The 22,109-nt window shown below is 54.2% G+C and carries 16 protein-coding genes and 1 CRISPR repeat array; of the genes, 4 read left to right on the forward strand and 12 right to left on the reverse strand.

From position 1 onward, the window contains the following. The first annotated feature begins 281 nt into the window (after positions 1–281). From tauD to AL01_RS08560, 3 genes are all read left to right on the forward strand, one after another. Complete coding sequence (gene tauD, locus AL01_RS08550; protein ID WP_077397146.1) at positions 282–1,181, forward strand: taurine dioxygenase; 900 nt, start codon at positions 282–284, stop codon at positions 1,179–1,181. A gap of 8 nt (positions 1,182–1,189) precedes the next feature. Continuing rightward, the gene (locus AL01_RS08555; protein ID WP_077397115.1) at positions 1,190–2,545 is read left to right on the forward strand and encodes an amino acid permease; all 1,356 of its coding nucleotides are present in this window, start codon (positions 1,190–1,192) and stop codon (positions 2,543–2,545) included. 84 nt (positions 2,546–2,629) lie between these two features. Then, a complete protein-coding gene (locus AL01_RS08560) occupies positions 2,630–5,158 on the forward strand; it encodes a TonB-dependent receptor (RefSeq protein WP_077397147.1) in 2,529 nt (842 codons plus the stop codon). An 81-nt stretch (positions 5,159–5,239) separates the two neighbouring features. Here the strand turns inward: AL01_RS08560 and AL01_RS08565 are convergent, their stop codons facing one another. From AL01_RS08565 to cysG, 4 genes are read right to left on the reverse strand one after another with little or no spacing between them, the layout of a single operon-like run. Beyond that, the gene (locus AL01_RS08565; protein ID WP_077397116.1) at positions 5,240–5,644 is read right to left on the reverse strand and encodes a DUF934 domain-containing protein; all 405 of its coding nucleotides are present in this window, start codon (positions 5,642–5,644) and stop codon (positions 5,240–5,242) included. Continuing rightward, positions 5,631–7,313 carry a nitrite/sulfite reductase gene (locus AL01_RS08570; protein WP_077397117.1) on the reverse strand — a complete coding sequence of 561 codons (1,683 nt, stop codon included), beginning with the start codon at positions 7,311–7,313 and terminating at the stop codon, positions 5,631–5,633. Before AL01_RS08570 ends, AL01_RS08565 begins: the two co-directional genes overlap by 14 nt. Next, positions 7,310–7,651 carry a DUF2849 domain-containing protein gene (locus AL01_RS08575; RefSeq protein WP_077397118.1) on the reverse strand — a complete coding sequence of 114 codons (342 nt, stop codon included), beginning with the start codon at positions 7,649–7,651 and terminating at the stop codon, positions 7,310–7,312. The genes AL01_RS08570 and AL01_RS08575 overlap by 4 nt, the downstream gene beginning before the upstream one ends. Beyond that, a complete protein-coding gene (cysG, locus tag AL01_RS08580; RefSeq protein WP_077397119.1) occupies positions 7,651–9,096 on the reverse strand; it encodes a siroheme synthase CysG in 1,446 nt (481 codons plus the stop codon). Before cysG ends, AL01_RS08575 begins: the two co-directional genes overlap by 1 nt. Positions 9,097–9,583: 487 nt before the next feature. Between cysG and AL01_RS08585 the strand changes: the two genes are divergently transcribed. Beyond that, the gene (locus AL01_RS08585; protein WP_241502786.1) at positions 9,584–11,545 is read left to right on the forward strand and encodes a TonB-dependent siderophore receptor; all 1,962 of its coding nucleotides are present in this window, start codon (positions 9,584–9,586) and stop codon (positions 11,543–11,545) included. 163 nt (positions 11,546–11,708) lie between these two features. Then, positions 11,709–13,445: direct repeats of the CRISPR family, unit length 29 nt; unit sequence CGGTTCATCCCCGCACGGGCGGGGAACAG. An 87-nt stretch (positions 13,446–13,532) separates the two neighbouring features. Here AL01_RS08585 and cas2e read toward each other — a convergent pair. The 8 genes from cas2e to cas3 all read right to left on the reverse strand — a co-directional run bounded on the left by cas2e (position 13,533) and on the right by cas3 (position 21,982). Then, a complete protein-coding gene (gene cas2e / locus AL01_RS08590; RefSeq protein ID WP_077397120.1) occupies positions 13,533–13,814 on the reverse strand; it encodes a type I-E CRISPR-associated endoribonuclease Cas2e in 282 nt (93 codons plus the stop codon). Continuing rightward, entirely contained in the window at positions 13,814–14,764 is a 951-nt protein-coding gene (cas1e, locus tag AL01_RS08595; RefSeq protein WP_077397121.1) for a type I-E CRISPR-associated endonuclease Cas1e, read from the reverse strand. Before cas1e ends, cas2e begins: the two co-directional genes overlap by 1 nt. Further along, the gene (gene cas6e / locus AL01_RS08600; protein WP_077397122.1) at positions 14,761–15,444 is read right to left on the reverse strand and encodes a type I-E CRISPR-associated protein Cas6/Cse3/CasE; all 684 of its coding nucleotides are present in this window, start codon (positions 15,442–15,444) and stop codon (positions 14,761–14,763) included. Before cas6e ends, cas1e begins: the two co-directional genes overlap by 4 nt. Beyond that, the gene (cas5e, locus tag AL01_RS08605; RefSeq protein WP_077397123.1) at positions 15,441–16,133 is read right to left on the reverse strand and encodes a type I-E CRISPR-associated protein Cas5/CasD; all 693 of its coding nucleotides are present in this window, start codon (positions 16,131–16,133) and stop codon (positions 15,441–15,443) included. Before cas5e ends, cas6e begins: the two co-directional genes overlap by 4 nt. After that, positions 16,133–17,197, reverse strand: coding sequence for a type I-E CRISPR-associated protein Cas7/Cse4/CasC (gene cas7e, locus AL01_RS08610; RefSeq protein ID WP_077397124.1), 1,065 nt, complete (start codon positions 17,195–17,197; stop codon positions 16,133–16,135). The genes cas5e and cas7e overlap by 1 nt, the downstream gene beginning before the upstream one ends. A gap of 53 nt (positions 17,198–17,250) precedes the next feature. Beyond that, positions 17,251–17,802 carry a type I-E CRISPR-associated protein Cse2/CasB gene (gene casB / locus AL01_RS08615; protein ID WP_077397125.1) on the reverse strand — a complete coding sequence of 184 codons (552 nt, stop codon included), beginning with the start codon at positions 17,800–17,802 and terminating at the stop codon, positions 17,251–17,253. After that, complete coding sequence (gene casA / locus AL01_RS08620) at positions 17,795–19,288, reverse strand: type I-E CRISPR-associated protein Cse1/CasA (protein ID WP_158075962.1); 1,494 nt, start codon at positions 19,286–19,288, stop codon at positions 17,795–17,797. The genes casB and casA overlap by 8 nt, the downstream gene beginning before the upstream one ends. 171 nt (positions 19,289–19,459) lie before the next feature. Beyond that, positions 19,460–21,982 carry a CRISPR-associated helicase Cas3' gene (cas3, locus tag AL01_RS08625; protein WP_158075963.1) on the reverse strand — a complete coding sequence of 841 codons (2,523 nt, stop codon included), beginning with the start codon at positions 21,980–21,982 and terminating at the stop codon, positions 19,460–19,462. Between the last annotated feature and the right edge of the window lie 127 nt (positions 21,983–22,109).

Consider the following 22,109-nt stretch of genomic DNA (forward strand, 5'->3'; position numbering starts at 1 on the left):
TGACTAACCGCTAACGGGCACCCTTCTCTGATCCGACTTTATAGGGTCAATTATTTAATACGAAATATAATAGTTATTATAAAATCCCCACTATCTCGCCCATAGGCTCACACCTGACAGTCTAATTTTTTCAAGAAAAACACATAAAAACAGTATGTTATGAAAAAGTTTGCTCGGGGAGCATTTTTTCACTTTTCAAACACAGAGAATACTCCATTATGACAATGAAATCTGTTGATTTAATAAACAACTATCAGACAAAGTTCTATGGAGTTCCCATCATGGCTTCCACCGCTACAGCTTTTGCGCCGGCCTTCTCACCCGTTGCTACACTGAAGGCTACACCTCTCAGCCCGGCCATCGGGGCCATTGTGGAAGGGGTGGACCTTTCCGTCCCCCTCACTCCGGCCCAGAAAGAGGACATTCATCAACTACTCCTCCGCCATCAGGTTCTCTTCTTCCGCAAGCAGAAGATCACACCGGCCCAGCAGCGGGACTTTGCACGTCATTTTGGCAAGTTGCATCTCCATCCCATCTTCCCCACAGTCCCAGATGTGCCGGAAGCCATCGTGTTAGACACGGCTAAAAATGACCTGCGGGACAATGCCCTCTGGCATACGGATGTCACCTTTCAGCAAGAGCCACCAATGGGGGCTGTGCTGACCAGCCGCCTTCTGCCGGAGACAGGTGGTGGGGACACACTCTGGGCTAGTGGCACAGCCGCCTATAATGCCCTCTCTGAGGGCATGAAGCAGCGTATTGATACGTTAACAGCCCAGCACGATTTCCTCCGCTCCTTCCCCGTTTCCCGCTATGGCCGGACGGAAGAAGAACTGAAGAAATGGGCCGAGACACGCAACAACTTCCCACCGGTGACGCACCCTGTTGTCCGCATCCACCCGGAGACGGGAGCGAAAGGGCTATTTGTTAGTGAGGGCTTCACAACAGAAATCAACGATGTAGACCCAGAGGAAGGTGCTGCCCTGTTGGCTTATCTGATCCGCCATGCCACAAAACCCGAGTTTTCCATCCGCTGGCGGTGGGAAGAAGGTGATGTCGCTTTCTGGGACAACCGCATTACACAGCATTATGCTGTGAATGACTACCTCCCTGCCCGGCGCATTATGAACCGCATTACCATCATCGGGGACCGCCCCTATGGCCCCGGTCAGAAAGGCTAACAGACCCGATGAGCCAGCCCCCTGCTTCTTTGTCATCCTCTCCCGACAGCCCCGCCGCAAGCCGTTTTAAAGGACTGCATGTAGCGATGATCTCCATTGGTGGGATCATCGGTGCCGGACTATTTGTTGGAACATCCGCTACCATCGCCGCAGCCGGCCCTGCTGTCCTGCTGTCCTATTTGGCAGCGGGAATTGTCGTCTGGCTCGTCATGCGGCTGCTCGGCGGCTTAGCCATCAGTGCCCGGGGGCAGGGCTCCTTCATTACCCATATCGCTACCCACAATGGCCCGAAAGCTGCCTTCATCACAGGCTGGAGCTACGCCTTCCTCTGGGCCGTAACAGCCGGGGCACAGGCTGTAGCAGGTGGGATGATTATTGGCAGGCTGGCGAATATTGCCCCACTTTGGGGCGCGCTTGTTCTTGTTGCCATTGCCTGGACCATAAACCGTCTTTCCCTTCGCCATTACGGTCAGGCTGAAACAGGTCTTTCCATCTTCAAGCTACTCTTTCTAGGGGGATTCATTGCTCTTGGTCTGGGTTGGCTTGCTCTCTCCGGCCATCCCTTCACCATAGCACTCAACAACATCACCTCGCATGGCGGAATCTTCCCCAAAGGCAGCTGGGCCGTCATCGGGGCTGTACCCATGATCGTGCAGACCTTCACAGGCTGCGAAATTGCCATCATCGCCGCAACGGATAGTGACCGCCCTCTACGGGCTATCGCCCATACCATGCGGCGGCTCCCTTTGCAGGTACTCTTCTTCTATGCCGGGTCGGTGCTGGTCATCATTTCCCTGTTGCCATGGAACGGCGTGCATGTTGGGCAATCTCCCTTCCTAAGTGTACTGGAATATCTCAAAGTACCACTAGCCCGCTATGCCGCCATCGCCGTGACGCTGGTTGCTGTCCTCTCCTGCCTCAACTCGGCTGTTTATGTCGTCTCCCGTACATTGCGTGAGCTGGCCGACCTCCGCCTTGCCCCGCAGAAACTGACAGAAGAAACCACTCAACAGGTTCCCATCTGGTCCCTACGGCTAACCACGCTGCTGGAGCTGGCTGTCATCGCTGCGGCCATTGGCTCACCGGAGACACTCTACCCCGTTCTTCTAGGGGCTTCCGGCGGGCTTATCCTGTTCATCTACTTCATGATCGCCATTGCCTACTGGCTTTGGGCGCGACAGTCCCAGACAGCAACCGCCCTCCCACTCGCCAAAACTCTGACCATTCTTATTCCCGTTCTGGGTGCCATTCTTCTTATTTTACCATCAGCACGAGGGGACACCCTTCTGTCTCTCGCTGTTATTCTACTGCTGACACTGGCCAGTGTGGTCTTTGTCTCCCAACGATGTTTAAGCAGGGCCTGATACACTTTTTGAACCGGGACAAGACGTTCGCCTAGCAGAACAGTCCCGGTGGCCTGTGTTTCCCATCACCTGACCGGATTTATCATGAAAACGTATCGCCACCTGCTATGGGTGGGCCTTACCGGCCTGTCCGTACCCTTCGTCGTGCCTGCCGCAGCCCAGACCATTGGTCTCCATGAACCGTCAGAAACGGATGATCATGCCCACCATGCGCCTGCCCGTCATACGAGCACTAAAACAGGCCGGGTACGGTCATCAGTACGTCACACAAACGCAACCACAGCCCGGCAGCCCCGGTCTCCATCTCTGGTAGCATCGGGAACAAGACATCGCCCCCGCAAGGCCGTTCATGGTGGGTATGAGGCCCTGTCTGTTCGCACCCATCATATTGTGCAAGGTACACAGCTTGTATTAGGGCACAAACAACTGGAACAACAGGTGCCCGGCACCAACCCACTCCGCACATTAGCCCAAATGCCGGGAGTGCAGTTCCAGTCCGATGATCCTCAGGGTATTGATACCTACTCGACCCAACTCTACATGCACGGTTTTGTCCAAAACGAGATCGGCATAACGCTGGATGGCCTGCCTCTCGGTGAGCCGACTTTCCGCAATTATAACGGACTAAACCCATTACAAGCCATTTCCTCAGAGAATGTGGAGCGGTTGGAAGTCACCCAAAGCGCAGGGGCAGAAAGTACAGCCAGCACCAACAATCTGGGCGGCAGCATCAATTACGTTTCCAGCAACCCTAAAAACAAAATGGGAGGACTGGTCGCACAGACCTTTGGCAGCAATGCGCTGTTCCATTCCTTCTTCCGTTTTGATTCCGGCCGGCTAAACGAGAGTGGAACAAAGTTCTACGTCTCCTACATGCGAAATCAGGGCGACAAATGGAAAGGTGGTGGTGACCAGTTCATGCAGCAGGTCAACGCAAAACTGGTCCAACCCATTGGAGAGCGGAGTCAGATCTCTGCCTTCTTCAACTGGGACGCCCTCCAAATGGTAAACTATCAGGATTACGCCCCCAGCTGGCTCGACCAAGCCGGGTCCCGGTTGGGCAACTTCTACGGGCAACCCGGCGCATGGGCACGCGCTTACCATGCCGCACAAGGTCAGTATCCCGCCTCCTATAATAAACTGACAGACCCCAAAGATGTCTCCTATTACGACAGTACGGCGAGTTCATCCGACCTATTCGGAGGTATTAAAGCTGACCTTGCCCTAACCGACCGCCTGACATGGAAAACCAGCCTCTATGGCCATAGCGAGACCGGACACGGCACCTATGCCAGCCCCTATACCTACCAAAATGGCGTTGATACGGTGCAGCTCAATGGTGCCCCCATTTTCGAGCAAGTCCGCCGCCCCGCTATTGAGCGGTTTGGTGGACTGACCTCGTTTGATTACCGGCTCAAGCGGCATGATCTCTCAACGGGCTTTTGGTACGAGAATAACCAGTATGACTCTTACGCCTACGCCTACCAGCAACCCAACAGCCCCGATGCTACACCTCTAAATCCCTTCGGCAGTTTTAAAGGTGTTCCCAGCCGCACACTCTGGGGCCAGCGTTATAACACCAACAGCTTTACTGCTTTCGTACAGGACACCTACCACCCCATCAAATCCGTTGCGCTGCACTTTGGTTTCAAATCTATTCTCAATACGACCCGTGTCGGCCATGCAACCAACTGGGAGCCACGCTTTCCCACTCTGGCTAGCGGGGAAAGCCTGACAACAGCCAAAGCCTTCCTGCCCCATATCAGTGGAGACTGGCATTTCCTCCATCATCATGAACTATTCTTCGATATTTCAGAAAATGCCCACGCTTATAGCCAGTCTGGCTACAACTCCAGCAACTCCCCTTTTGCAGTCTCCCAGCTAGCCTATAATGCCACGAAGAACAGCCTAAAACCGGAAACAGCTTGGACCTTCGCTGCGGGCTATCGCTACACCGACAAGCTCATCCAAAGCAGCCTGTATCTCTACCGAACGAACTTCCACAACCGCCTCCAGCAGATTCTAGGCAGTGCGGGGGCTGGGTCCATCCTTACCAACAACACCTCTACCGTGCAGAATGTAGGAGGGGTAACCATGAATGGCGTGGATGGCGCTATCACCATCACGCCGCTCCCCGGTCTCGCCCTGTTCAATAGCATCAGCTACGATAAGGCAACGTACGATCAGGACATACGCAGCGGCGGTACGCTCTATGCCACAAAAGGCCGGCAAGTGGTGGCCTATCCTAGTTTCATGTACAAGGCCCGCCTCTCCTACGAATGGCGGCATCTGCAAGCCTATGTCGATACCCAGTATTATGGGAAACGCAGTTATGACTACGTTGGCGACTACAAACTGCCAACCTATTGGCTCGCTAATTTTGGGCTTATCTACACGCTAGACATGACCCATCTTGGGATGCGCAACCCCACAGCCGTGCGAAATCTGGTCTTCGCCTTCAATATCTACAATCTAGCCAATACCAAATATGCCTCTACCGTAGGCCAAAATGGCTTTACAATGGATAATAGAGGCGGAGCAGCCTACAATAACCAGTCCATTCTTCTTGGTGCGCCTCGCCAGTTCTTTGGGTCCGTTAAGGCGGAGTTCTGAAAACGATGTGCCATACAAAACGGGCTGGAAAGAAATAGCCTTTCCAGCCCGTTTTTCTAACATTCTCTCAAAACTACCCGATCAGGTAGGGCTAATAACCGTGTTCTGATAATAGAACTGGTAACGGCCAAGCTGTTCTTCCCAGTCCTTCACATTGGCATCTTCAGACAGAACAACACTGTCGAACCCGCACCGTCTGAGATGGATAGCCTGATCTGGCAAAAGATGACCGGAAGCCCGGATTTCACCTTTATAGCCTTCATACTCCCGCAAAGACCGTGCTTGTGTGAAAGCCCGCCCATCCCGAAAGATAGGGAACTCCAACACGATCAATGACAAGCTACCGAGGTAAGAATGTAGTTCCTCCACTTCGACATCCTGCGGTAGGGAAATGGCCGTGCCCTGCCGAGCCTCCTTCCATTCCGCAAAAGAAACGGGAGAAGTAGCGTCCAGCGTCTTACGCCCGCTGAGATCAAACAGTTTCATAAGCTACCTCCTTGAAAGCTTTCAGGCCACACCGCTTGAGCATAGCAGAGAAGGTCTCACCTTTTTGACGCTGCCCAAGATAGAACTCCACAATCCGGGCCACCGCATCCACGGCTTCATCCTCCGCAAAGGACGGCCCCAGAATCCCACCAATGGCGGCATTCTCCCCAGCATCGCCACCAAGGAGAATCTGGTACGTCTCGGCTCCTCGCTTATCGACCCCCAGAAGGCCAATATTGCCTACATGATGATGCCCGCAGGCATTGATGCAGCCTGACATATGGATGCTCAACGCCCCAATCTCAGCCTGTAAAGCAGCGTCTCCAAACCGAGCACCCAGCTTCTGTGCCAGTGGCAGAGAGCGGGCATTAGCCAGATTGCAATAATCCAGCCCCGGGCAGCTCACGATATCACTGATGAGACCAACATTCGGCGCAGCAAGACCCAGTGCCCTAAGGCCCTGCCACAGCTCATGCAGCTGGTCCTTGCGGACATGCCCGAACACCAGATTTTGAAGGTGCGTGACCCGAACCTCACCAAATGAATGATGCTCGGCAAGGTCTGCCAGACCGTGCATCTGCTCGGCTGTTACATCGCCGGGGATAGCTCCCGGTGTCTTCAAGGAAATAACTGCACAGATATGGCCCTCATCCTGATGAGGGTGCGTATTGCTGGCCACCCAACGAGCAAAGGCCGGATCAGCCTTTTTATGCTGCTCCAACACATCGGCGGCTTCTGCTGGAGCCTCGAGGTTCGGCAGAGCAAAACGGGCACGGATCTGCGCTACATGTTCCGGTGTCAACCGGTAGGCAGCACGGTCCATACGGCTCAGCTCGTCTTCCACAGCCTTGCGGAAGGCTTCCAAGCCGATGGTCTGCACCAGAATCTTGATACGAGCCTTGTAGAGATTATCCCGCCGCCCAAACGCATTATAGACACGCAAAACAGCTTCTAGCGTGGCGATCAGGTCTTCTTCCTTCACGGAATCAAAGAGTTCCTGCCCAACAACCGGTGTCCGGCCCAGTCCACCACCCACGAACAGACGGAAAAGCGGGCCATTCTCACTGGGACGGGCCAGCAGGCCAATATCATGGAAGCGAGCTGCCACACGATCTTCCGGGCTGCCAGAAATGGCGATCTTGAATTTACGAGGTAGGAAGGTGAACTCGGGATGCAGAGTGGACCATTGCCGCACGATCTCGGCATGGATGCGGGGATCCATCAACTCATCCTTAGCCGCCCCGGCGAACTCATCAGATGTGACGTTACGGATGCAGTTACCACTTGTCTGGATGGCGTGCATGTCCACCTCAGCCAACTCCCGCAGGATGGTAGGAACATCCTTAAGAGCAATCCAGTTAAACTGAATGTTCTGCCGAGTGGTGAAGTGACCGTAATTCCGGTCATATTTGGCTGCAATATCGGCCAACCTATGCAGCTGGCGGCTATCCAGCACACCATACGGGATGGCCACCCGCAGCATGTAGGCATGGAGCTGGAGATAAACCCCATTCATCAACCGCAGAGGCTTAAACTCTTCCTCGCTCAGCTCACCGGAAAGACGGCGGCGGACCTGCCCTTCGAACTCATTAATGCGCTCCTGAAGGAAGGCTCTGTCCCGCTCTTCATACTGGTAATGCCCGACAGACCGTGAAACAGGCTGTGTCATAATGCACTCTCCTTTTCCCGCACCGGGGCATAATCATAAGAAAAATCAGGGTGGACACTCGGCCCGTGGGCACGGATGGCTTCCCGTGTCGTCACAGGTTCGGGCGGTTGGGTGTCTTTCGCTACAACCTCATAAATGGCCACGACTTCCTTCTGCTCCGCTTCAGCTAAAGCACGCTCCAGAGCAGGGCCTGCGTCCTCATAGGTAAAGCGAGTAGCCTCGGCAATGGCCTCATGCCAATGCCCCCCCTCACCAAGCCAGACAATACGGCCATCCAGCAGGCGGCTTGCTGTCAACAGCAGGATTTCCCCTTCTCCCGGACGGGACAGACGTTTCATCAGGCACTCTCCTTCGGTGTGCTATAATCGGGCACAGCCTGCACCACCTCGCCCCGGTGATGCACCACTTCCCCTACAATAATCAGTACGGGACTCTGAAGCCCCGCCTGACGGACATCCTCGGCTATCGTGCCCAACGTACCCGTCACGCAACGCTGGTCGGCGCAAGACCCCCGATAGACAACCGCCACAGGCCAACTTTCCGGCAAGCCATGAGCCTGCATCTGCTGGCACAGCTCCGCCATGGAACTCAACCCCATATAAATAACGACTGTCTGGCCTTTGCGGGCCAGACTGGGCCAATGCAGGTTGAGAGTGCCATCAGCCCGGGCATGGCCTGTCACAACCACGCAGCTTTGGGCACAATCACGATGAGTTAACGGAATCCCAGCGGCCGCAGCGCAACCATTCGCCGCCGTAATACCGGGAACAACCCGCACCGGCACATTTGCCGCCAGCAGGGTTTCCATCTCCTCACCCCCACGACCAAACACAAAGGGGTCTCCCCCCTTCAGTCGCAGAACCCGTTCGCCCCGCTTGGCCCTGCGTAACATCTCGGCCTCTATATCGCTTTGCGGAAGCGTATGATGGCTCCGCTTCTTGCCAACATAAACACGCTCGGCATCACGCCGCACACGGTCGAGCACATCCGGTGCCACGAGATTATCATACAAAACACTATCCGCATTCTGCATCAGGCGCAGGGCAGCTAGGGTCAGCCAATCCGGGTTACCCGGCCCTGCCCCGACAAGCCAGACCTCACCCTGCGGGCGATCCGCCTCACCTTCGGCAACTGCCACGAGCTGCTCCAACTGCTCCCGTGCCCGGTCTTCTTCCCCGGCCAGAGCGGCCTCATAGGCCGGGCCATCAACAAAGGATTCCCAGACACGTTGCCGCTGCTTCATCCCCGGCAGACGATCCTTCAGCCAACCACGCTGCTTCTGCATGAAACGGGCGGCCTCGCCCATTCTGGCCGGAAGCATGGCCTCGACCATCTGCCGGACACGACGGGCCAGAACCGGAGAGGCCCCGCCAGTCGTGATGGCCACCTGCACGGGGGACCGGTCCACTAGAGCGGGTGTGATGAAGCTAGAAAGAGCCGGAGCATCTACCACGCAGACCGGCACCCGCAGCGCATGGGCCTGATGGGCCACCATCTCATTAACAGTTTCATCATCCGTAGCGGCAAACACCAAGGCCATGTTGGGCAGAATAGCCCGGAGAGCCTCTTCTTCCACCCGACCTTGCTGGAACACCGCCTGCCCCTGCTCTACCAAAGCGGCCAATTCGGGATGCAGCGTCTCTGCCCAGATATGAATCATCCGGCATCGCCCCTTCAGCAGGCGCATCTTCTGCACGGCCACCTGCCCGCCTCCCACAAGGAGGGCATCACGCTGATCCGTCCGCAGAACAATAGGTAGATAAGAAGGGGGCTTTGTCGTCATGCAGGGAGCATGTCAAATCTTGGGCAAAAATCAACTTATTATTTTGTTGTTTCTCAAAAATAACTATATTTAGTAGTTATATGTATCTTCCATCACGGCGTGAAAAAACCGCCTTTCTGTCTACGTTCCAGACACACGGACAGCATAACAAGCAAACATCTCGCCACTTCGCACCACCATTCATCACGGGAATGTGAAAAACGCTTGCAGGGTTAAATTATCTTTTATATTTGATTGTGATAATCATTCTCAATTTAGAGAGACATTTGTGCCCTGTCCCGTTTCGTATAACCCATTGCAGGGGCTTCTTATTCTGGGAAGTATTATCCTTCCATCCTGTGTCATGGCCGCAGAGACACCCCAACCATCCCAGAACAAGAAACATGAGACACACAGCAAAACGGCCACCTCTCACCAGCACCCCATAGAATCAATCCATGTTTATGGAAAAAGCCGTCCCCTTCTGACAGGCACAGGACAGGCGGCCTTGAAAACGGCCACACCTCTGGAAACTACCCCCCAAAACCTGACGGTTGTTTCCCGGGCCAGAATGGACATGCTCAACAGCCGTACTCTGACAGAAGCCATCCGTTATAGTGCGGGTGTCTCCGACTATGGCGGGAAAGATGACCCACGGGGCTATTTCGGGACAATCCGCGGGTTCACACCGGACATCTATTTAGATGGGACACGCACCCCTAATGCCGCCACATCGCAATCTTTTTCCATCGAACCTTGGGGCATGGAGGAAATGGACATCATCCGTGGCAGCAGCTCCGCCCTTTATGGTTCTGGGCAGCTTGGGGGCATCATTAATGCCGTCAGCAAACGCCCTACAAAAAACCAAGTTAATGTCGTGTCGGTTCAGGGAGGAAGCTACGCCCGGCGTCAAGGAGCTGTAGATATTGGCGGCACTATTGATGAGCAAGGCCACTGGATGTGGCGTTTCAACGGGTTAATCCGCAAATCGGGCACCTTTGCCCATCATATCAAGAACAACGAAATTTATGTTGCCCCTTCCCTACGCTGGCAGCCTTCCTCTCGAACAGATTTCACCTTTCTAAGCAGCTATGAGCAGCTTGATGCCGGGTCCAGCTCGCAGTTTCTGCCGTATGTCGGCACGGTCGTGCCATCTCGTTACGGTTATCTACCCCGCAACTTCCTATCTGGAAACTGGAACTTTGATGTCTATTCCAAAAGGCAGATTTCCGTTGGCTATGCCCTGAAGCAAGAGATACTGCCGGGGTGGACCATCTCGCAGAATATGCGCTTTGCCCATATAAACGTCCTCTACCGGACAGTCGCCCAGCCAAAACTAATCAACACGGATACAATTTCCCGCACGGCCCTTCTACAATCAGGCAACTACAACACCACAACTTTGGATACACGCTCAGAATGGAAAGACCATTTCGGGTCTGTCCATAGCACATTACTTACGGGTGTTGATTTCCGCAGTGACTTTATGGCGGAACGACGTGGAGAAGGAAAAGCCCCCAACTTAGCCCTCTATCGCCCCATTTATTCTACAATTGCCATGCCCAGCTATGCGTCCAAGCGCAATTACAATACAACTGGCACACAGACAGGCATTTACGGGCAGGAACAAGCAGACTGGAAACGCTTCTTCCTAACACTCTCTGGCCGTGGCGACTTCACGCAGAGCCTTCAGGTCAACAATAGCAACGGCGGCCGGACCTCCCAAAAGAACAATGCCTTCACCGGGCGTGTGGCCCTGCTCTATCAATCTACTTGGGGTGTGGCTCCTTACATCTCCTACGCCACGTCCTTTAGCCCACAGCTAGGTACAACCCATGATGGCACGGCCTTTTCCCCGACACGAGGGCGGTTGCTGGAGGCAGGCATAAAATACAAACCCCGCCGGGATTCCATTTTCGGAGATAGATTCCTGCTTACGCTGGATGTCTTCACCCTGAAAGAACGAAACGAACTGGTGCAAGACCCTGTCTATTCCAGCGACAAAATACAGCTAGGCGCCCAGCGAACCCGTGGTTTTGAAGCCGAATTTGTCGGACGCCTACCCTATAAGATTGACCTTCTCGCTGCCTTTACCGTGCAGGACCCACGCGTCACGAAAGGCAGTGCTGCTACGCAAAACCAAGTCGGCCAACGCCCGACAACGGTTCCCTCTCGCATGGCATCCTTCTTCTTGCGGCGCAGTTTCGCCCTTACACACTCCCTGAGTGCCGGAATTGGTGGTGGCCTACGCTATACAAGCACAACAGCCGGTGCCCTACCCAACACCATCATCGTTCCTTCCCAATTGGTTGGCGATATTGAGGCGCATCTCGATTACCGGCGTTGGCACCTCCAGCTAAACGGCACCAACATTGCCAACTCGAAATATGTCTCCGTATGTACCAGCACGACCAACTGTTCTTACGCTCCCGGACGGGCTTTGTATGGTGATTTGTCTTACCGGTGGTAAGGAAAAACAATGAGATGTGCCTCTTGACGTCTCTTTGGCCTCTTCGCATCCACTAACTCTGATGCGGCGTGACACGGTGATAATCTGTAGGCCGTAGCTGTGGCTACCCGCCACGTGGCGCATTGCGGGGTTCGTTGCAGGCCCCGCCGCCGCATCACCTATCCGGTTCATCCCCGCACGGGCGGGGAACAGGACTGGATGCGACTGAATGACATTCGTCTGGCCGGTTCATCCCCGCACGGGCGGGGAACAGGATCCGGCTGCGCCACGTCTCTACTGGCTCAATGGTTCATCCCCGCACGGGCGGGGAACAGGTACCTCATAATTATTTCGATAATTACTTGACCGGTTCATCCCCGCACGGGCGGGGAACAGATGTGGCACTTGTTCCCGTGGGGCGGGTCAATCGGTTCATCCCCGCACGGGCGGGGAACAGGGTGCCGGTGCGAAATCGTCATAGGCACTGCGCGGTTCATCCCCGCACGGGCGGGGAACAGTAAAACAGCCGTTTTATCCGCTGCAGCTATGTCGGTTCATCCCCGCACGGGCGGGGAACAGTCGTTGCGATCAGGAAGGGATTTCTGTGGCGACGGTTCATCCCCGCACGGGCGGGGAACAGGAGTTCGGGAATGACCGGGTTCCGGCCCGTTCCGGTTCATCCCCGCACGGGCGGGGAACAGGAGATGCGAGGCCCCTGTAATAAGCTACCGAGCGGTTCATCCCCGCACGGGCGGGGAACAGGTGGATTTTCCACGAGGCACACCATAATTGAGCGGTTCATCCCCGCACGGGCGGGGAACAGAGCTGCCCAGCGGTCCCCTCAGACGGTGCGGGCGGTTCATCCCCGCACGGGCGGGGAACAGTGAACCGAGCCGGGTAATGCGGGTTGATTTTGCGGTTCATCCCCGCACGGGCGGGGAACAGTGGGGGCTGTTTCTTGGTCTGGAGCAGAATTTCGGTTCATCCCCGCACGGGCGGGGAACAGGTATAATTTTGACAACGCCCTAAAAGGAAATACGGTTCATCCCCGCACGGGCGGGGAACAGATCCCCTTCAGCACTAGGCAGATGCACAGCCACGGTTCATCCCCGCACGGGCGGGGAACAGATCTGGTAAATCAGATCAGACCTCTGCGTATGCGGTTCATCCCCGCACGGGCGGGGAACAGTTCCCCTAGTTTCCGCAAAATAGTCCCCAATACGGTTCATCCCCGCACGGGCGGGGAACAGGTAGAGAAACGTTTGTTGGCACGCTCTCTAGCCGGTTCATCCCCGCACGGGCGGGGAACAGCCGGCAATGAGTTTAGAGTTTGGCCGCCCTAGCGGTTCATCCCCGCACGGGCGGGGAACAGCAATATTTATAACGTCTTATGCACGGATGAGACGGTTCATCCCCGCACGGGCGGGGAACAGGGCGGCTGTATAAGCAGCGGTAATAGCTGTGGCGGTTCATCCCCGCACGGGCGGGGAACAGTCAATCGCCGAATCTGGGGCGTTTCTCCGGCCCGGTTCATCCCCGCACGGGCGGGGAACAGGTGTATCGGTCATCAGTTTGTAATCGGTACTACGGTTCATCCCCGCACGGGCGGGGAACAGTTAGAAATAGAGGCGGCGTTAGTCTGAATTGCCGGTTCATCCCCGCACGGGCGGGGAACAGATGTCAGCTGTCGTTACGTTGCGCATTTTTTGCGGTTCATCCCCGCACGGGCGGGGAACAGAGAACATCAAGGGCCCGCCCACTGTCATAGACCGGTTCATCCCCGCACGGGCGGGGAACAGTAGAAGAGTAATCGTAAGTATTTTCTCCCTCTCGGTTCATCCCCGCACGGGCGGGGAACAGGCGGTGATAGAGCCGCTCATGGCCGCTACTGTCGGTTCATCCCCGCACGGGCGGGGAACAGACTTCCTATAACGCACTGTAAGATATATCTTTTTTTGTTGTCAAAGATCCTACCAACTTAAATTATATTTTAATCTTCTCTCCCTTCCTACTCTGAATAGAAAGAAACTAGCTTCAATCCATCGAAATCTACAGGCATCCGGCGGTTCTGGCCAACCGTACGAAACTCATAGCCCTGATCATTAGAAGCGCGCCAAACCATAAGAGCATCACCCAACGGCCCCACCCCAAGGAGAACCTGCTCCCAGATCATTTCCCTTGTCCGTTTGGAATAATTACCCACATAGACACCAGCCCGAATCTCTACCAGCCACGCCGCCAAACGGCCACGCAGACGAGGCGGAGCATTTGTAACAACAACTACAAACATCACCGATGCCCCGGGTCCCCAAAGACTTCATCCTCAAACGCCACAGGGACAGCTTCTGGCGGCGGTGCAGGCCGAGGCAGACCGCCAGCAGATAGAACATGCTCAATGGTTGGAATAATCCTCTCCAGCAGCCTATCTTGGCGGAACTTATCCCGACAAGCCAGCCGCACGGCGCGGTCTGGTGCCATATCCAGCCGCCCCCTTTCCGCTTTGCCCGCAATACGGAATGCTTCCGGCACCACGGTTTCCATTTTGAAAATATCCGCTACATCATACACAAAGGACAACGGCTTCCCGCTGTGCAGAAACCCCACCGCTGGTGCATAACCCGCTGCGAGGACTGCGGCTTCAGACAACCCATGCAAGCAAGCTGTGGCCGCTGAGAGGCACCGATTAGGGATATCCGAACCGCTCCAATCCTTCCGATCATACAAACGGCGTTTCCAACTAACACCATATTGAGCAGCCAGCAGAGCGTAGCTTTCCCTTACACGGGCTCCCTCAATACCACGCAACTGATCGACCGACCGCCGGGCAGGTGGCTCCTCCTTAAAACGCCGCTTGTACATCTCTCGCACGACACGCAAACGGGCCCCATCATCCAAAGCCAGACTAGCCTGCCATAACAAACGATCAGCCCGTGCCCCGCCGGGTTGGCCAGAGGAATAAAGGCGTACACCTGCTTCTCCAACCCATGTAATCAATGTCCCCACACGGGCCGCCAACGACACCGCTGCATGGGAAATTCGGGCGCCCGGCTCCAGCATGATACCAGCCAGACCACCAACGGGAATCTGTGTTCTAGTGCCATCGGCATTTATCGCCACAAACGCACCATCCAACACATCCAGCTGGGCCCGCTCTACAAAGATCAAAGAGGATCTATCTTTTAGGGGGATTGGTTTCGGCGGGGCCAGACCGGGCAACCCGTCTTTCCCCGCCCTACTCATGCAGCCCGCCGGATCAACATAAGGCCACAGCCAAAGGCCTTAGCCCGACCAAATCCTCGGACAAGCTGAGCCAGAAAAGCTTCTGGGTCTGTCACCTCTAACTGGCCGGCAAAACTCAGAATACCGAACGTTGGTATGCCTCGCTTCCCCATATTAAAACGGGGAAGTAATTCAGTCCGATAGTCTTCAACCTGCACCTCGTCAGGCACAAAGGTAAAGCCAGCTTTTTCTCCCTGTCGGGCCAGCCAGAATTTGCCTTCCTTTTCGGCTAAATCCATTCGCTGCTCTGCCCGTTGTTCCTCCGGAACATGACGAAGCGCATCCATAACAACATCAACACGTTTACCCGTATCACGCTTCATCCGTGTCGCATTGGCCTGCAGCAAGAAAGCCAGTTTATCACCTGCCTTCAATGCAGGGTCGAATATCTTACACTGGGGAGGCTCGAACAGCTCATTATCATCCCGTGGTGGACGGGGAGAGAGCGTAAGGAAGCTCCCGTCACTTTCCGCACGCCAGAGAAAATCCCGCTTCTGGTTGGGGTCCTCTGCAAAAGCAGACCAGAGCATATGATGCTGCGAGGATCGCCTCTGTCCTGCGTCAGACTCTTTCAAGGCGGCTTCCAGAACACGCACAGCAGGGCTGCGGGAAAGACGGATTCTACTTAGATACCAGCTCATTTCATCGTCTTCCCTAGCAGTTCAACATGACGTATTCCGACATCCCGTGCGGCAAAGTGCCAGCGTTGCCGGTCCAACGGAATATCATGCACAGAATCACGCTGGCTGCCCTGCTCACCAACAACCATGACCTTTTTAGAAAGATCAACGTGTTTGGAAAGCCAGATAGGCACTTTCACCTGCCCTAGAGCTTCCTCGACCGTGTCGGCCTGTACAATCTGAGGGTTCAGAGGGGATGAAAGCGGACAGGATTTACGCCCCAGATAGAGCGTAAAATGCGGTTTGCGTAGTGCGTCCGCAATCTTCTCCAGCCCTTTGCCCTGCACAGCCACGCCGTAGAACACACCTGCCCGATAATCACGCAGGGTGATGCTAGTTGTCAGCCGTCCTCCCGCTTTCCGAATTGCCTCTGGGCGAGAGTTTGGCTTCTTCACCGCTGCCGCCGGGACGGATTGAATGGTGTGGAAGTCACGCAGGACCGTGCCGCTATCGAATACGGCAACCTCGATCTTCAGACCATCCAGCTCAGAGAAATCACCATCACGCCGAATGCCTAAAGCAGCTCCCATCAACCCGATCAGTGCGGAACGGCCCGGCCAGAGCAGCGAACCACGCCGCTCATGCCCGGCCAGCTCGCCCATCGCCCCCAAAGAGGCCGAGAGCGAGAACACCAGATAAGGGGACGCCATCACTCACCCCGCACGGCTTTACCAGCAAAGGCGGCAAGTTCATCCAGCGTTCCGTTTTTACCCACACACAATTTCGCTTCAGCAGCCCAGCACTGCCCGTAGGCATCATCAATGGCCTTCCGGGTCTCTTCTAGCTTTTTGATAGAGCTTTCCAGCAGGTTTTCACCTTTTACAGCATGGAAGAAAGCACCGGACAGATCACGGGGGGCCTGCTCACCCTGTTCCGCCAGCATGTAATGTGCCCGTGGCCTATGGGCGTAGCTATTCTGCTTACCACGAGGCGTAGCCTGAGACAGAGAACGAGCCAATGCCTCCATGGCCTTGGCAGCAAGCTCCCTGTCACCATTCAGATTCTCAACCAGCAGGTCCAGATTGACACATACATACTGGTAGAACACACCCGTGCCAAAAGCGCTTTCACCGATATGACCGGCCCCACGCTCATCATCTTTATTCAGATCATCCACAGCGGAGAACCAGTCTTCCTGTGCTACTGAACGATGAGTCGTGAATGCATGAGCCACCTGCACAGCGGCATCCCGATTAAAATCAGCATCAGAAGCCAACATACGCCCGAACATGGCGATATCCACCGCTCCATCAGCCTGGCGCAGAACCTTTTTCTTCAGTTCTTTATCTTTGGGTAGCTTCTCCCCAGCAGCAGCTTTTTCGGCCAGCTCTTCTGCCAGTTTCCATTCATCTGGTGAAATAAAGGCGAGCGTTGTAGCGATTTGTTCGCCCGTTTCCTTATCAGCTGCTTCCAATTTACCGAAAATACTGGCGACAGTGCTTGCGCTCTCCTGAGCTTTTTTCTCGGAAACGCCCTTATTCAAAAGATACTGCACCAACCCACCATGCAGACGTTTAGTCCGTTTCCCCATATGGTCTGCAAGGTCGTGACTGAAGAACGTGCTTTCCCGCAAGGCTCGTTTGACTGACTGTGAAGAGTGGCGCATACGCACCTCCCCACCAATCACGGCCTGTTTGGGACGGCCCATATCGTCACGATTGGGATTAGAAAGACCATAAGTTGTCAGAACATGGAACTGGACAAAATTTGTCATGACACAAAAACCTACTCAATAGATGGGTAAAAACGAGACCAGCAACATATGTGCTATTCTGTCTTGCCTTCTGAATTATTCGCAGCACCAAAATAATCGAGACACCAGCGGGTCTTGATCCGATCATTCCAGAACATGACATCCCTTGCGAGAGCAGCAACATTGCAACGATAGTCGGCTATCTGCACAGCACGCCGCAATAACGTAGCCAACTCTTCATCTTCGGCTGTCATTAACTGCTTGAACCTTAGAGGCGACAATAATGGCTCCTTATCTGCCCCTCTAAGCCGCTCTGCCAATGTGCTTTGGCTATGAGTCCGCACACTACCAAGTATCTCAACTAGCCGACAAAAGCGTTTCAGCTCATACTCGCGCACATTCAACGTATGCACCAAGCGATGCACCGCCGGTTCAAACAAGACGTCAGGGAAACCACCACGACGTAACTTCGCACTGAGTGTGCGCGCCGCTGTTTGGCCAGATGCCTTCTCCGTTTCATCCTTCCCGCTTTTTGCTGCATCCTTCGACACAGACTGCGTGCGTGGAGCAAGATTCTTTTGCCACCACTCAAAGACCTTCACGCCAATGTCTGTTCTTTCACTCATGCGGCCTCTTCCTCTTCTTTTGCGGGACGGGGAGACCCAATGCTGTAAACAGGGCTGGACCTGCCTTCTTGCCGTATCCCCACAACTCTATGTTCAGAAACTTCCGGGCTTCGGCAATTTTCTTCATGCTCTGCATGTCACGCTCGGAAAGTCCCGGCAAAGCAACAGCTTCAAACTGATCCAAAGCCTGCTTTCGCAATACCTTCAGCCACTCCTCAGAGGGTTTCTCACCTGCAGCTATCTGGTGGAAGCACTGATAAAAAGCAGGTTCAGTTTTCAGGTAAAACTCTTCACGTTGCGCTTCTCGTGCTTCACCGGCATCCAGAACAGATGATAAGGCCCGGTTCAACATGGCTGCTACCATCTCGGCAGCTTCAATAAAGCCACGTAAAGACTCTTCAGCATCCTCGGACAGACGAGAAAGTGGCTGACGGGAATAGACAAAGTCTCTCGGGCTCATGTTGTTCATGGCCCAGCCCGCTACAATAACGGACGCCTCATCTCCTCTCTCTTGCCCACACCACTCTCTCACGATCAGTGCCAAGCTAGCCAAACGTTCTTCATGAGCTTTCTTAGGCTCACTTTCAGCAATGACACCCAACCAGTTACGATAGCCAAACCGTCCAGCCCGTGGATGGCGTGGAAGCCACTCCTCTGTGACCTTTATCCGGTAATAAGGGCTTAGAGGATGCCACCATCCGGCATAATTCGTGCCATAGGGCCGCTGTATGACGCCCGTCACACCCTCATCATCCCCTACAAGGCGCAGACGGCGGGGCATACCGAAAAACGCCTCCACATCAAAGCGTCTTGTCCCGTCTGATGGAAAGACAGACGTCTGCCCAGGTTCTGATGTCCGTGTCGGCCTCATCCACGGCAGGTCTTTCATGTCGGATGGCTGACCAAACGGAACATTGAGCCAGACGAGGTCCCATAGTTCTTCACCGGGATCGAGAAGTGTCACGAGTGGCCCACCACCACGCATGGAAGTGCGGTTTCCGGCCCCACCAGAGGGAGCAAAGTCCTGCAATGTGTAAAGCGCCATCGCCGCTTCCGGTAGAGAAAGACACGGATAACGGTTACGATGCACCATGACGTCAATATTATTACGCATGGTCTGCCCACCCGCACTATCGATGAACAGCATATCAACCGGATTGGGAGAGCCTGAAAGTTTCTCCATGTCCTGAAGAAAACGGGGGCCATCACCCAGAAGATGAAAGGCCGGCTCATAAGCCGCTAACTTTGTCTTCAAACGGTCCGGATCAGCCCGCCTACGGGCCCGCCAATCCTTCTTATTCGCTGGTGGATCTGCCAGATAAACAAGCCCGATCAACAACTCTAAACAGGCAACATTCAGATCAGGACGTACCCAATCTGGGAAAATTATGCCCTCTTCTGCCATTTGCCATGGTGCAATAATCCGCCTGCTACCATCGGCACATCGTACCGGAATCCACGGGTCTGTTATCAGATTTAGAGACACCAGAAACCTCTAGGGCTACAAGATCAACCATCCACTGCCTCTCCATGCACCAGCACAAGAATGCAGCACTTCGCTATCATCCTGCATCAGGTCCAGTCCATTAACAAGCCATAAATCAAAAAAGCATAGCTGATAATAGACTGGAATAAATTACTATCAATATCTCAATGATTAGGAATGGTATATAATTAGTCCTATATCATTCCTATAACTAACACCCCGACAGATAGCTCCATCTATTGGCTGAACTGGACATATGGTAACAACATTCTTCTTCCATTGTGGCCAGTATTTTTGAGCTTCATGAATATCGGCTCTGTCTTGATCTGGAAGGTCTAACCCCACAAGCCGCTTGCTCCGTACAGAAACTTCCGACAAAGCCCATAGAGCTGCCAACTCACTTCTGCTCAATTCATCAGAAAAAACTCCTTCAGCCTGCGCCCATGGCACAAGGCCGTGGTCTGTCTGACGGGCCAGAGCAAGAACCCGAGTTTCATCCCCAAGCCGGGTAGGATAGGTCGTATCATCCGCACCACAGCCACCCTTCCGGTAACCATCTTCGATAGTAGCAAGATTCTGAAGAGCACGATGCCGCGCAGCCATAGCCTTTCCGTACCCTTCCGCCTCTGCCTCCTCCAGTACGGAAGGTAGGTTTTCTACCTCATCACCATGCACAGCCTCTATCAGAGGGCGCAAGCCATCTGGCGTCTTGATTTGACCTGCCTTAAACAAAGCCGAAGCCGTCCGCCACATATCCGGCAAGGAATAAACCCAAGCCCCCCTCTCCAAAACTTTCTGCAACCAGCGAGCGTCCTGCACATCGGCAGGGTCGGGGGATAGGACCTTTAAGATGGGTGCTGGGACGGGGCGTTGATTGGCAGGCCGTACATCCATATGCCGCCATAGACGACCGACCCGCTGTATCAGAGACCCAATTGGGGCCAGATCGGACACCATAACGTCAAAATCCAGATCCAACGAGGCTTCAACAATTTGTGTCGAAATCAGAACGAACCCTTTACGGTCAGTACCATTCCGTCCCACACGATCCAGCACGCTCTGTTCCAGCTTTTTACGATCACACAAAGCAAAACGGGCATGTAAAAGATGCGCTTGCACACCCTTAGCCCGCAACGCATCGACCGCAGCAATAGCATCATCCACAGCATTACGAACCCATACACAGGCCGCTCCATCCGCTGCAGATTGGGCAATATAATGTACCGCCTCATCCGTCGTGGAAAGCCGTTCTACCAGGACAGGCCCTTTCTGCGGTCGAGCATCATCATCAAACTGTGTTACAGCCTCACCCCCAGCAATAGTTATGGCCGGATAGGCGTGAGATTCAGAGATGCCGCCGTACGTCTCCAAAAGGCGGGCCCGTAATTTGAGTGGCAGAGTCGCCGTTAACAATATGGCTGAGCCCCCCATGGCTCTATGCATCCGCAACAAAGCCACCAATTCTTCTGCGATATAAGGCTCCCCCATCTCATGAACCTCATCGACAACCAATATCTTGGAAGCAAGGCCATAATGTCGCAATGTTTGAAACCGTACCGGCAGAACAGACAGCAAAGCCTGATCAATCGTGCCTATTCCCACATCAGCCAGCAGAGCCCGTCTATTATCTGAAGCCAGCCATTCGGCACTTGTCACACCGGATTGATCATCAGATTTACCCGTCTTGCTCCCCTCATTCACAAGGTCACGAAATGGCACGGACAGACCGGCCCGACCATGAGCGAGAGTCAAAGACGGATTTGCAAACATTCTCTCCATAACCTGCTTGGCCCGACCAAACATAGCGTCAGCCGTGGCCATAGTCGGCAGAGCAAAGAACAATCCCCTCCCCTTACCGGCCATAATCATACGTTGCACCAGAATAAGAGCGGCTTCCGTTTTACCAACCCCGGTTTCGGCTTCCAGTACAACCAGTGTGGGGCCTTCTGGCAAAGCCAGAGAAACACACGCCTCTTGTAATGGCCTCAGTGTAAAATCAAACAACGCCCCTTCACGGGCCATTGTTCCACTTAGGCCAGCTTCTTTCACAGCTTTTTGGGCAATGACACGTGCCTCTTTTAGGTACGCCTCTGGTTCTAACTCCAATGCCTTAGGAGAGAACCATGTCGTATTAGACCCTATCCAGTCGGCTGCAGTACAGAAACCAGGCAGCCACCAGGAAAAACTTATGGCTGCCTCTTCATCTAAAGAATCAAGAGACGCTTCTGGCCAGAGCTGTTTAAAAATCTCCAGCAAACGTTGTGCTGCTTCATGACCATCTCCGACAGCCCGCAAGCATTTCCTTCGTTCCCGTCTTTGCAGATTTGTTTGAGGAGGGCGGCCATGATGCCCGGCCACAGCGGCATATAAGACTTCTCGAACCTCGTCTGTACCGCCTAGCCAATCTGCTAACCAATCATCTTCAGTCAACAGAAGAATTTCAGTTAATTCCCAATGCGTAAATGGTTGATATGCCCCCTCACGCAACATACCTCGAAATGTTTCACTGAATTTTCCTAAATCATGCAGGCCAGCTAGTGCAATAAAGGCTTGTTTTAATTCAAATGGCCAAGGTGATTCTATAATCAGTTGCTCAGCGACAGCCGCTACATCAAGCATATGATAAATTGCTGGATGTTCAAGAGTCTCAGGAGGATGGGCACTCTTAGCAGGCCAATCAAGCCATTCTTTCATCTAAGTTCTTCCCCCCGAAAATGAAACTCTCGACTACATCGAGCGTAACAGGCGATTAGGGAGATTCAAGTGAACTTTTTGTATCACTACCCACGCTTTACCGATTCAACGGAGCGAGTTGGATTTA

Origin of the sequence: Bombella intestini (genome assembly GCF_002003665.1) — a bacterium.
In the GTDB taxonomy this organism is placed as follows: domain Bacteria; phylum Pseudomonadota; class Alphaproteobacteria; order Acetobacterales; family Acetobacteraceae; genus Bombella; species Bombella intestini.